The sequence below is a fragment of the Pseudomonas veronii genome (genome assembly GCF_002028325.1).
GTDB classification, from domain to species: Bacteria; Pseudomonadota; Gammaproteobacteria; order Pseudomonadales; family Pseudomonadaceae; genus Aquipseudomonas; species Aquipseudomonas veronii.
Map to the genome: position 1 here is coordinate 1,520,043 of NZ_CP018420.1, position 12,298 is coordinate 1,532,340.

Here is a 12,298-nt window from a genome sequence, read left to right on the forward strand (position 1 = left end):
TATCGGCCGTTTGGGAGAACCTTGCTCGTATGATTCGCACGCTGCCCGCCCTTTTTGCCCTGCTGTTCGCTGCGCCACTGCTGGCCGCGCCCGCCGGGCAACAAACGTTGTTCAACTTCGTCCGACCTGCCGATGTGGTCAAAGTGGCGACCCAGGACGCCAGCCTGCCGCAATACAACGCCGAACAAACCCCTGAAGGCGAGGTGCTGCGCCGCATCACCTTCAACCCGGCCGCCGAACCGAGCCTGGTGCTCAGCCCGCAGACCGGCGCCTGGGACTGGTCGCAATCCAGCGCCATCAGCCTGCGTATCCAGAGTGCCATGGACTGGGCGCTGACCCTGTACGTCAAGGTGCAGAGCAACGACGGCAAGACCCTGGTCAGCCGCATCGACCTGCCGGCCGGTCCGGCCCAGACCCTGCTGATCCCGCTGCAAGCCAACTCGCCATTGAGCCAGGGCATGAAGGCCGGCCCGCCGATGCCGATCAGCGTCGACGGCCAGCGCGTGTTACTGGCCAGCAGCGCCGGAGACATCGACCGCAGCCAGGTGGTGTCGGTGACCCTGTCGATGATCAAACCGAATGTCGCCCAGAGTATTCTGCTGGAGCGCTTTGGCGTGCAGGACAGCGAGCCGGTGCTGAAGGCGGCCTACAGCGAACTGGTGGATGCCTATGGCCAGTCCACCCGTGCGCGCTGGCCGGAAAAGGTCAGCAGCGACGAGCAACTCAAGGCCGCCGCCACCAAGGAGCAGCAACAGCTCAAGGCTTGGCTGGCCGAGCGGGATAAATCCTCCCTGGACCAGTACGGCGGTTGGAACAAAGGCCCGGCGTTCGACGCCAGCGGCTTTTTCCGCACCGAGAAGCGCGATGGTCGTTGGTATCTGGTGACGCCGGAGGGGCATCCGTTCTATTCCCTGGGCGTCAACACCGTGGCTTCGGATAACAACCAGACCTACGTGGCGGGCCGTGAATGGATGTTCGCGGCGCTGCCCAAGGCCGGGGAACCCTTTGACAAGTACTACGGCAGCGGCGACAACCGCACCGGTAACGGCGCCGGCGAAGGGCGTAGCTTTGGCGCCGGGCGTTGGTACGATTTCTACCGCGCCAACCTGCAGCGCACGTATGACACTGACGGTTTCGACCAGAAGCGCTGGGTCAGCCACACCCTCGACCGCCTGCAGGCCTGGGGTTTCAACACCGTCGGCAACTGGAGCGCTGCGCAACTGGCCAGCGCGGACCGCGTGCCGTACACCTTGCCGCTGTCGATCGTCGGCGATTACGCCAGCATCAGCACCGGCACCGACTGGTGGGGCGGCATGCCCGACCCGTTCGACCCGCGTTTCGCCATGGCCACCGAGCGCGCCGTGGCCATCGCTGCCCGCGATCATCGTGACGATCCTTGGCTGATCGGTTTTTTTGCCGATAACGAACTGGCCTGGGCCGGTCCCGGTGACGATGCAAAGTCCCGTTACGCCCTGGCCTACGGCACCCTGCGCATGACCACCGATGTACCGGCCAAGCGCGCGTTTCTCAAGCAACTGCGCGACAAATACCGCAACGAAGAAGGCCTGTCGAAAGCCTGGGGCATCCACCTGGCGGGCTGGGAACTGATGGAAGACCCGGGCTTCGAACCGCCGATGCCCAACCCTGAGCACCCGGAAATCGAAGCCGACTTCAAATACTTCCAGAAGACCTTCGCCGATACGTACTTCAAGACCATCTCTGATGCACTCAAATGGCACGCGCCCAACCAGTTGCTGCTGGGCGGGCGTTACGCGGTGAGTACGCCGGAGGCGGTGGCGTCCTGTGCGCAGTATTGCGACGTGTTGAGCTTCAACATGTACACGCTCAAACCCCAGGACGGCTATGACTTCGCCGCCTTGCGCGCGTTGGACAAGCCGGTGTTGATCACCGAATTCAACTTCGGCTCGGCGGACCGCGGCCCGTTCTGGGGCGGTGTGACCCAGTTGGCCAAGGAAGAAGATCGCGGCGCGGCGTATGCCAACTTCCTCAAGCAGGCCATGGCCGAGCCGTCGATTGTCGGCGTTCACTGGTTCCAGTACCTGGACCAGCCCGTGACCGGGCGTCTGCTGGACGGCGAAAACGGCCACTTCGGTCTGGTCGGCATTACCGATGTGCCGTTCCAGGGCTTTGTCGACAGCGTGCGTCGAAGCAACCTGGCGGCGGTCGACCAACTGGGCAAGGAAGCCGAAAAGGCCAAGGCGGCCCGCGCGGTTCGCGAGCATGAAGGCAGCAAGCCCGGGCATGACGGTAAAGGTGCGGGGCAGGGCGCCGGACACACCGGTGGGCATGCCGGAAATGGTCATTGATTGAGTGTTGACGGGTTCACAAATCCTACAAGGGCTGGAACAATGTCGGCCACTTTTTACAGCGTTTTCCGAGGGGGCTTAGGTGCAGGTTCAGGGGCATTACGAACTCCAGTTCGAAGCGGTACGTGAAGCGTTCGTCGCGTTGTTCGATGACCCGCAGGAACGTGGTGCGGCGCTGTGCATCCAGATCGGCGGGGAAGCCGTGGTCGACCTGTGGGCCGGCACCGCCGACAAGGATGGGGCACAGGCCTGGCACAGCGACACCATCGTCAACCTGTTCTCCTGCACCAAGACCTTCACCGCTGTTGCGGCCCTGCAATTGGTGGCCGAAGGCAAGCTGCAACTGGATGCGCCAGTGGCCAACTACTGGCCGGCATTTGCCGCGGCCGGTAAAGAAGCGATCACCTTGCGCCAGTTGCTCTGCCACCAGGCCGGGTTGCCGGCGATCCGCGAGATGCTGCCCACCGAAGCGCTGTACGACTGGTCGTTGATGGTCGACACCTTGGCCGCCGAAGCGCCGTGGTGGACGCCGGGCCAAGGCCACGGCTACGAAGCGATCACCTATGGCTGGCTGGTCGGGGAATTGCTGCGCCGTGCCGACGGGCGTGGGCCGGGCGAGTCTATCGTGGCGCGGGTTGCACGCCCGTTGGGGCTGGATTTTCATGTGGGCCTGGCGGACGAAGAATTTTATCGCGTGGCCCATGTAGCGCGCGGCAAAGGCAACATGGGCGATGAAGCCGCGCAACGTTTACTGCAAGTAATGATGCGTGAACCCACGGCCATGACGACGCGGGCATTTGCCAATCCGCCGTCTATTCTGACCAGCACTAATAAACCCGAATGGCGGCGTATGCAGCAGCCAGCGGCAAACGGTCACGGTAATGCGCGTAGCCTGGCGGGTTTTTATAGTGGTTTATTGGACGGTAGTTTGCTGGAAAGCGACATGCTCGAACAATTGACCCGTGAACACAGTATCGGGCCCGATAAAACCTTATTGACCCAAACCCGTTTCGGCCTGGGCTGCATGTTGGATCAACCGCAATTGCAGAACGCGACCTTCGGCCTTGGCCCGCGTGCATTTGGACATCCTGGTGCGGGCGGTTCGCTGGGGTTTGCCGACCCCGAACATGATGTAGCGTTCGGTTTTGTGACTAATACGCTGGGGCCCTACGTACTTATGGACCCACGTGCACAGAAGTTGGTCAGAATATTGGCCGGTTGTCTGTAAACCCCTTGCTGTTTCACGTTTTTTTGTTACAAATGCAAGTATAAGAAGACGCTGAGCAAAATATTGTAACTTTAATGTTCTGGACGCGTCTGTTTAACGGGTCATTCAGGCCCTCGGTTTTTTCTCATTTTGTGGATATCTCATGTTATCGAACAAGTCCTTGGCACTGGCGCTGTGCCTATCTATTACTGGCTGCGCACAAACACCACAAAATGATGCCGAAGGCGGGCATTGGTGGTCATTTGGATCTGACAAGGCTGCTACCAAGGACGCAGTGAGCCAAACCGACGCCAAGCCGGACGCCAAACCGGACGCCAAACCCGCCGCGGGCGCCAAACCTGCCGCACCGGTAGCGGCTGCTGCCAGCGCCAAGCCGGCTGTACCGGTAGCTGCCGCAGCTGGCGCCAAGCCTGCCGCACCGGTAGCCGCCGCTCCTGCGCCAGCCCCGGTGGCCAAAGCGGATACCGGCTCCAGCTGGTGGCCGTTCTCCTCCAAGAGCGCCGACGAAAAGGCAGCCGATGCCAAGGCTGACCTGAAGGCCGACCTCAAGGCCGCCACCCCGGCGCCAGCCGCTGCTCCTGCCGCCCCCGCCGTGGCCAAGACCGACTCCGAGACTCACTGGTGGTGGCCGTTCGAAAGCACGTCCAAGCCTAAGCCATTGGCCAAGGTCGACGTGACCAACGTGCCGATGCCCGACCCGAAAATCACCCAGGCCTGGCTGGACGACTATGAGCCGCGCCTGCGCGCCGCGATCAAGGACAGCAACCTGCAACTGGAACGTCGCGACAACGTACTGGTGGTGATTGCCCCGGTAGACGGTTCCTACAACCCGAAACGCCCGGCGATGTTGCTGCCGGTCACCCTGGGCCCGTTCACTCGCGTCGCCAAGGCTGTTGAAGCCGACCCGAAGACCGCCGTACTGGTCCTCGGTCACGTTGATGCCACCGGCGCGGCCCCGGCGAGCCAGGCGCTGACCAAAGAACGCGCGCAATCCATCGCATCGATTTTCAGCCTCAGCGGCCTCAAGCAGGACCGTCTGATGCTGCGTGGCATGGGCGACATGATGCCGCGTGCTGCCAACGACAGCACCCAAGGCCGTGCGCTGAACCGTCGCATGGAAATTATGTTTACTCAGCGTACAACTATGTTGGCCTTGCTGAGCAAGTACAACTCGGGCAAGACCCTGCCTGTGGCTGAAATGGTTGCCGTGCAGGACGTTCCCGCGCCGGCACCGGTCGCAAAAGCCCCGGCGAAAAAGGCTGGCGCGAAGAAATCCGCCGCCAAGCCAGCCGCGAAAAAGGCCCCGGCCAAGGCAGCTGCCAAGAAACCCGCAGCGGCCAAAGCCAAGGCCGCTGCACCGGCTGCGAACGACCAGGCAAAAAACTGATCCGCTGAACCAGAAGGATAAAGTCGCATGACCCAGGCATTGGCTGATATGCGCCGTGACTACACACGGGATGGTTTGAGCGAGGCCCAGGCCCCGAGCGAGCCGTTTGCCTTGTTCCATCAGTGGTTCGGCGATGCGGTGAAAACCGAGCAGCCGCCGGTGGAGGCCAATGCCATGACCCTTGCCACGGTCGACGAGGACGGTCGCCCGCACTGTCGCATCCTGCTGCTCAAGGGCCTGGATGCGCAGGGCTTTACCTTCTTCACCAACTATGAGAGCGCCAAGGGCGATCAGCTTGCGGCGCGGCCCTTCGCGGCCATGACCTTTTTCTGGCCGACCCTGGAGCGTCAGGTACGCATCGAGGGTCGGGTGGTCAAGGTCACGCCGGAAGAGTCGGATGCCTATTTCCAGGTGCGCCCCTTGGGCAGCCGCCTGGGTGCCTGGGCTTCCCCGCAGAGCAAGGTGATCCGTGACCGCGAAGAGTTGCACGACTTGCTCAAGGTCACCGAACAGCGGTTCAGCGACACTCAGCCGCACTGCCCCGAGCACTGGGGCGGTTATCGCTTGTTGCCCGAGCGCATCGAGTTCTGGCAAGGCCGCGCCAGCCGCCTGCATGACCGGCTGAACTACCGCTTGCACGGGGCCGACTGGACCCGTGAGCGCCTGGCGCCCTGATCGTCGTCTTGCGTCACCCTTTCTGACTGTTGCCCGTCACCCCGAAGCCTCTGTTCAAGAGGCCTCGGGCGTGTACTGCTGCGCCGCGTTTTTCAACCAGTCCGGCAGCTCGCGGCGGTTGATCTTCAGGGTTCGGGCTTTTTCCAGTTGTTGCAGCATGAAGGCCCGCTTGTGCAGGTCGTTGCCCGCCAGGGATAGCGCCAGGTCGCGGTCGATCCAGCGGCGGATGCGCAGGTATAACCAGCCATGGAAATACAAGCCGGCTACGGTCGTGACTATAATGATGAAATAATCCATGAGCGTCCTGTTTACGAGATGAGAGCTACCGTTTGTCGTCTGTTTTGGTGCTGGCACTCTGTACTAGGGCTGAATGAAAGCAATTTTCTGCGGAGCTTGCCGTGACAGGCGTCAAGCGGCCGCGTCTAATGAACACCTGTCCTTTGGAGTTGATGCTATGCGTAAGTCCGTTTTACTAGTTGCCTGCTTTACTACCCTGTCATTGTTGTTGGGTGGCTGCGCCTCGAGTCTGACCGGCGACTCATACTCCCGTGACGAAGCGCGTCGCGTGCAGACCGTTCGCATGGGGACCATTGAATCCCTGCGTCCGGTGAAAATCGAAGGCACCAAGACCCCAATCGGCGGTGCGGCCGGTGCCGTCATTGGCGGCGTGGGCGGCAGCGCCATCGGTGGCGGCCGTGGCAGTATCGTGACCGCCGTGATCGGCGCTGTCGCCGGCGGCCTGTTGGGTTCGGCCACCGAAGAAGGCCTGACCCGCACCCAGGGCGTGGAAATCACCGTTCGCGAAGACGACGGCAGCATGCGTGCCTACGTGCAGGCCGTGCAGGAAAATGAAATCTTCCGCATCGGTGATCGCGTTCGCATCATGACCGTTGATGGTACCAGCCGCGTGACTCGCTAAGCGTTAAGCCGCGAGCAAAGAAAAACCCCAGCCGGGTGACCGGCTGGGGTTTTTTGTGCGCGGTGTTTTGTGCGAGTCAGGCTTTCTTGCGACTCGCCATCGCCGTCACCGCATAACCGATACACGCCGCGAGTATCGACCCGGTCAGAATCCCCATTCGATCTTCCCCGGCAAATTCGCTGGCGCCCGGCACGAACGCCAGGGAGCCGACAAACAGACTCATGGTGAAGCCGATCCCACACAGGATCGCCACGCCGAACACCTGGCCCCAGCTGGCGCCGCTGGGCAGCGCGGCGAGGCCGGTCTTGATGGCGAGCCAGGTCAGGCCGAACACGCCGATGGTCTTGCCGATCAGCAGGCCGAGGGCGATGCCCAGCGGTACGTGGTGGGTGAAGCTCTCGAGGCTGACCCCGCTCAGGGACACGCCGGCGTTGGCGAACGCGAACAGCGGCAGGATGCCATAGGCCACCCATGGATGCAGGGCATGTTCGAGCGTCAACAGCGGCGAGGGTTCGGCGTTTTTGGTACGCATCGGGATGCAGAACGCCAGCGTCACGCCGGCCAAGGTGGCATGCACGCCGCTTTTCAGTACGCAGACCCACAGGATCAGGCCGATGATCAGGTACGGCCCGAGCTTGATCACGCCCAGGCGGTTCATGGCAATCAAGGCGATCAAGCAGGCGCCCGCGCCCGCCAGGGCGGCGCCGGACAGGTCGCTGGAATAGAACACGGCGATCACGATGATCGCGCCCAGGTCATCGATGATGGCCAGGGTCATCAGGAACAGTTTCAGCGACACCGGCACGCGCTTGCCGAGCAGCGCCAGGACGCCCAATGCGAAGGCGATATCGGTGGCCATGGGGATCGCCCAGCCGGAAAGCGCCGCCGGGTAATCCTTGTTGATTGCCCAGTAGATCAATGCCGGCACCACCATGCCGCCGATCGCCGCGGCGCCTGGCAGGACGACTTGCGAAGGCTTGGACAGGTGGCCGTCGAGCAGCTCGCGCTTGACCTCCAGGCCGATCAGCAGAAAGAACAGGGCCATCAGGCCATCGTTGATCCACAACAACGCGGGCTTGGCGATCTTCAGCGCGCCAATCTGCGCCACCACGGGCACGTCGAGGAACGCGCTGTAGAGGTGCGACAACGGTGAGTTGTTGACGATCAGCGCCAACGCGGCTGCGGCGATCAACAATAGACCGCTGGCGGCTTCCAGCTGGAAGAAACGGGTGAACGTGCTACGCAGAGCCAAGGGGTGCTCTCCAATCCAGATTCAATAGATGCGTACCCTAACCCGTACCGTTAGTTGTTAAAACAAAAGTTATATTCTTATTTGTTATAAGAAGGGGGCGCGCTCGGAGTTGGGGCGGAGCCTAGCAATTGTGTGTCCGATTGAGTCGTTACTGTATCTGTGTGTGGTGTAGGAAACATCCTAAGATTGAGACTGAAATCCTTAGAGATCCTCTCATGAGCGACCACCGTCCCTGGGCCCGCGAAGCCATTCGTATCATTGAAGCAGACTTCCAGCGCAGCGCCGACACCCACCTGATTCCTTTGGCGCTGCCCGGCTTGCCGGGTATCGAGTTGTACTTCAAGGATGAGTCCAGCCACCCCACCGGCAGCCTCAAACACCGGCTGGCGCGCTCGCTGTTCCTGTATGCGCTGTGCAATGGCTGGCTGAAGCCGGGAGCGCCGGTGATCGAAGCCTCCAGCGGTTCGACGGCGATCTCCGAAGCCTACTTCGCGCGCTTGCTCGGCCTGCCGTTTATCGCCGTGATGCCGGCCACCACCTCCCAGGAAAAGATCGCCCAGATCGGCTTCTATGGCGGCAAGAGCCATCTGGTACAAGATCCGACGCAGATCTACGCCGAATCCGAACGCCTGGCGCAGGAAAGCGGTGGTCACTTCATGGACCAGTTCACCTACGCCGAACGCGCCACCGACTGGCGGGCGAACAATAATATCGCCGAGTCGATCTTTCAGCAGATGCGCTTCGAGCGTCATCCGGAGCCGAGCTGGCTGATTTCCAGCCCCGGCACGGGCGGCACCACCGCGACCCTGGGACGCTATGTGCGTTATCGCCAGCATTGCACCCGCGTGTTGTGTGCCGATGCCGAGCGCTCGGTGTTCTTTGACTACTACCTGAGCGGCGATGCCGGCTTGCGCCTGGAGTGCGGCTCGCGGATTGAAGGCATTGGTCGACCGCGGGTCGAAGCGTCGTTTTTGCCCAAGGTCATCGATGCGATGGTCAAGGTGCCGGACGCGCTGTCGCTGGCGGCCATGCATTACCTGGCCGAGCGGTTGGGTCGGCGGGTCGGCGGCTCCAGCGGGACCAACCTGATCGGTGCCCTGATGGCGGCGCAGCAGATGACAGCGGCGGGGGAGTCGGGGTCGATCGTGGCGATCTTGTGTGACGGGGGCGAGCGGTATGCCACTACCTATTACGATCAGGCGTGGCTGGTGGGGCAGGGGTATGAACTGCAGGGCTTGATAGCCGCGGTGGCGGCCAGCGTCGAGCGCGGTGAGCCACTGCCCGACGACGTCCTGCGCGCGAATATCTGACACGCTACAAAAACCAATGTGGGAGCGGCCGCGCTCCCACCTTTGGACGGCGCTGTTTTCAGGCCTCGATACCCAACATATCCCGCGCCAACGCTTCGGCAATCCGAATGCCGTCGACGCCCGCCGACAGAATCCCACCGGCATAACCCGCGCCTTCGCCGGCCGGGAACAGGCCTTTGACGTTCAGGCTCTGCATCGATTCGTTACGGGTAATCCGCAACGGCGATGAGGTGCGTGTTTCGATCCCGGTCAAGACGGCATCGTGCAACGAGTAGCCCTTGATCTGCTTCTCGAACGCCGGCAAGGCTTCACGGATCGCTTCGATGGCGAAGTCCGGCAGTGCCAGGGCCAGATCGCCCATGGACACCCCAGGTTTGTAGGACGGTTCCACGCTGCCGATGGCCGTGGACGGCTTGCCGGCGATGAAATCGCCGACCAGTTGCGCCGGGGCTTCGTAATTGCTGCCGCCGAGGATGTAGGCGTGGGATTCCAGGCGCTCCTGCAGCTCGATGCCGGCCAGCGGACCGCCTGGGTAATCGACCTCAGGCGTGATGCCGACGACGATGCCGGAGTTGGCGTTGCGCTCGTTGCGCGAGTACTGGCTCATGCCGTTGGTCACCACGCGATGCGGCTCGGACGTCGCGGCCACCACGGTGCCGCCGGGGCACATGCAGAAGCTGTAGACCGAACGGCCATTCTTGGCGTGGTGTACCAGTTTGTAGTCGGCCGCGCCGAGTTTCGGATGCCCGGCGTATTTGCCCAGGCGCGCGGCGTCGATCAGCGACTGTGGGTGTTCGATACGGAAACCCACGGAAAACGGCTTGGCTTCCATGTACACGCCACGGCCGTGGAGCATGCGGAAGGTGTCGCGGGCGCTGTGGCCGAGGGCGAGGATTACGTGCTTGGAGAGGATCTGCTCGCCGCCGTCGATGACCACGCCGTTCAGTTGACCGTCTTCGATCAATACGTCGGTCACCCGTTGCTCGAAGCGCACTTCACCGCCCAGGGCGATGATTTGCTCGCGCATGTTTTCCACCACGCCGGTCAGGCGGAACGTACCGATGTGCGGCTTGCTGACGTAGAGGATTTCTTCCGGCGCGCCGGCCTTGACGAACTCGTGCAGCACTTTGCGCCCGTGGAATTTCGGGTCTTTGATCTGGCTGTAGAGCTTGCCATCGGAAAAGGTCCCGGCGCCGCCCTCACCGAACTGCACGTTGGACTCCGGGTTGAGCACGCTTTTGCGCCACAGGCCCCAGGTGTCCTTGGTGCGCTGGCGCACTTCCTTGCCGCGTTCGAGGATGATCGGCTTGAAGCCCATCTGCGCCAGCAGCAGCCCGGCGAAAATCCCGCACGGGCCAAAACCGACGACGATCGGACGTTCAACCAGATCCGCGGGCGCCTGGCCCACCACCTTGTAGCTGACGTCCGGCGCCGGGTTGATGTTGCGGTCGTCGGCAAACTTGAGCAGCAGGGCGGCTTCACCCTTCACGTTCACGTCGACGGTGTAGATGAAGCACAGCTCCGACGATTTCTTGCGGGCGTCGTAGCTGCGCTTGAACAGGGTGAAATCGAGCAGGTCATCACTGGCGATGCCCAGGCGCTGCACGATGGCGGGCCGCAGGTCTTCTTCGGGATGGTCGATGGGCAGCTTGAGTTCGGTGATTCGTAACATGACAGGATCCGGTGTGCGGCGTTTGGTGGGGCCGGCGGTTTTGCAAACCGGCGATTATAAGCCCCAACGGCAGGTTCCCGTCATGTTAAAACAGCGCGGGCCCGAATCAATCGTCGCGCGAACCGCCGAAAGCCGCGCAGCCACGCTGGACTTGACCGTTGACCCGCAACTCGGCGGTCATGTGTTGCAGGCTACCGCTGGCACTGTCGACACAGCGCTGCGGGGCCACCCACAGTTCGATGTGCTGGTTATTGGCTTCGGTCATCAGGTTGAAACGCCCGTCACCCAGTTGTTCCTCGACATAGGGAACCGGCAGCGGCGGCTGGCCTTCGCGCTCCAGCACCATGCCCTTGGCGGTGACGTTCAGCGCCCAGGCCGGCTTGTGGCCGTTGGCACGCAGGATCATGCGCTTGAAGTCGGGATCATCGCAGGCCGAGGTCGAGCGCTCGACGCGGTACAGCTGTTGCAGCTCCACTTCGCCCTGGGTGCCGGCGGCGACGCCGGAGAACTTGCCGCGCAGGTCGGCAAACAGTGCGCCTTGCTGGCCGGCCAGGGAAGCGGCTTCCTGCAGGATGCTGGTGCCGCCGGTGTCCTTGACCACGTAGTTGCGCTGGTCGTGGCACGGTTGGAACAACAGCTTGCCGGCGACTGCCGTGAGCTCGCCCTGCATGCGGGTCAGCCCGGCGGTGGACGGTTTGGCCGGCTCGCTTTCGAACAACTGGCAGGCGGTGAACAAGGGGAGCAAGGCAAACAGCATGAGGGTACGGGCGGCACGCATTATCGGGTCTCCTGACAAGTGCCGCCACGTTACGCAGGCTGGCGGTGCATCACAAGCCCACGCGCCAGCTTCAGGCATTTCTTACAGCTTTGGCGTTCAACCTACGATAAAGGTTTGGCCGGTCTGCAAGCCCTCGACGCTTTTCGCGTAGGCCAGCGCCACATCGGCGCCCGCAGCCGGTTTGTACCCGCGAAAGTACGGCGCATAGCTGCCCATGGCTTCCAGCAGCACTGTCGGGCTTACGGAATTGACGCGCAGGCCCCGTGGCAATTCGATTGCCGCGGCTTTCACAAATGCATCCAGTGCGCCATTGACCAGTGCCGCCGAGGCGCCGGTGCGAATCGGGTCGCGGTTGAGGATGCCGCTGGTAAAGGTGAACGAGGCGCCGTCGTTGGCGTACTCGCGGCCGATCAGCAGCAGGTTGACCTGGCCCATCAGTTTGTCGCGCAGGCCCAGTTCGAAATCGGTTTCGCTCATCTCACCCAGCGCGACGAAATTCACACTGCCTGCGGCGCAGACCAAGGCATCGAACCGGCCGGTCTGCTCGAACAACCGACGGATCGAGGCGCTGTCGCTGATATCCACCTGGAAGTCGCCGCTGCTGCGACCAATGCTGATCACCTCGTGACGCTGCGCCAGTTCCGCCTTGACCGCCGAGCCCACGGTGCCGCTGGCACCAATCAATAGGATTTTCATCGTGCTGTTTCTCCAGTGGGTAAGTGAGGGTTCAGTCTAGTGTGGCTTTTCAAG

General features: G+C 62.4%; 11 protein-coding genes. 6 read left to right on the plus strand and 5 right to left on the minus strand.

Translation table 11 applies throughout. The features are described from left to right. Window positions 1-29: 29 nt before the first annotated feature. The 4 genes from PverR02_RS06915 (at window position 30) to pdxH (ending at window position 5,617) form a co-directional block, all read left to right on the plus strand. A complete protein-coding gene (locus PverR02_RS06915; protein WP_079442999.1) occupies window positions 30-2,327 on the plus strand; it encodes a beta-galactosidase in 2,298 nt (765 codons plus the stop codon). 82 nt (window positions 2,328-2,409) lie between these two features. Further along, window positions 2,410-3,555: a serine hydrolase domain-containing protein gene (locus tag PverR02_RS06920; RefSeq protein ID WP_079443000.1), complete on the plus strand. Its 1,146-nt coding sequence runs from the start codon at window positions 2,410-2,412 to the stop codon at window positions 3,553-3,555. 142 nt (window positions 3,556-3,697) lie between these two features. Next, window positions 3,698-4,942 (plus strand): OmpA family protein, encoded by a 1,245-nt coding sequence (locus PverR02_RS06925; protein ID WP_079443001.1) that lies wholly within the window; start codon window positions 3,698-3,700, stop codon window positions 4,940-4,942. 27 nt (window positions 4,943-4,969) lie between these two features. Next, window positions 4,970-5,617 (plus strand): pyridoxamine 5'-phosphate oxidase, encoded by a 648-nt coding sequence (pdxH, locus tag PverR02_RS06930; RefSeq protein WP_046384443.1) that lies wholly within the window; start codon window positions 4,970-4,972, stop codon window positions 5,615-5,617. Between the two features lie 54 nt (window positions 5,618-5,671). Here pdxH and PverR02_RS06935 read toward each other — a convergent pair whose 3' ends face one another. Beyond that, complete coding sequence (locus PverR02_RS06935; protein ID WP_017844787.1) at window positions 5,672-5,914, minus strand: hypothetical protein; 243 nt, start codon at window positions 5,912-5,914, stop codon at window positions 5,672-5,674. Window positions 5,915-6,071: 157 nt separating this feature from the next. Between PverR02_RS06935 and PverR02_RS06940 the strand changes: the two genes are divergently transcribed. Further along, window positions 6,072-6,536 carry an outer membrane lipoprotein gene (locus tag PverR02_RS06940; RefSeq protein ID WP_003189251.1) on the plus strand — a complete coding sequence of 155 codons (465 nt, stop codon included), beginning with the start codon at window positions 6,072-6,074 and terminating at the stop codon, window positions 6,534-6,536. A 76-nt stretch (window positions 6,537-6,612) separates the two neighbouring features. On the opposite strand, the gene nhaA is transcribed toward PverR02_RS06940, so the two are convergent. Then, window positions 6,613-7,788: a Na+/H+ antiporter NhaA gene (gene nhaA, locus PverR02_RS06945; protein ID WP_057004729.1), complete on the minus strand. Its 1,176-nt coding sequence runs from the start codon at window positions 7,786-7,788 to the stop codon at window positions 6,613-6,615. Between the two features lie 215 nt (window positions 7,789-8,003). Here nhaA and PverR02_RS06950 point away from each other — a divergent pair, with 215 nt between their 5' ends. Next, on the plus strand, window positions 8,004-9,098 hold the full coding sequence (locus PverR02_RS06950; RefSeq protein ID WP_079443002.1) for a PLP-dependent cysteine synthase family protein: 1,095 nt from the start codon (window positions 8,004-8,006) through the stop codon (window positions 9,096-9,098). A gap of 58 nt (window positions 9,099-9,156) precedes the next feature. Here PverR02_RS06950 and PverR02_RS06955 read toward each other — a convergent pair whose 3' ends face one another. The 3 genes from PverR02_RS06955 to PverR02_RS06965 form a co-directional block, all read right to left on the minus strand. Then, on the minus strand, window positions 9,157-10,770 hold the full coding sequence (locus PverR02_RS06955; RefSeq protein WP_046384441.1) for an NAD(P)/FAD-dependent oxidoreductase: 1,614 nt from the start codon (window positions 10,768-10,770) through the stop codon (window positions 9,157-9,159). A gap of 106 nt (window positions 10,771-10,876) precedes the next feature. Continuing rightward, a complete protein-coding gene (locus tag PverR02_RS06960) occupies window positions 10,877-11,548 on the minus strand; it encodes a COG3650 family protein (protein ID WP_017844791.1) in 672 nt (223 codons plus the stop codon). A 96-nt stretch (window positions 11,549-11,644) separates the two neighbouring features. Further along, window positions 11,645-12,244 (minus strand): short chain dehydrogenase, encoded by a 600-nt coding sequence (locus PverR02_RS06965; protein WP_017844792.1) that lies wholly within the window; start codon window positions 12,242-12,244, stop codon window positions 11,645-11,647. Between the last annotated feature and the right edge of the window lie 54 nt (window positions 12,245-12,298).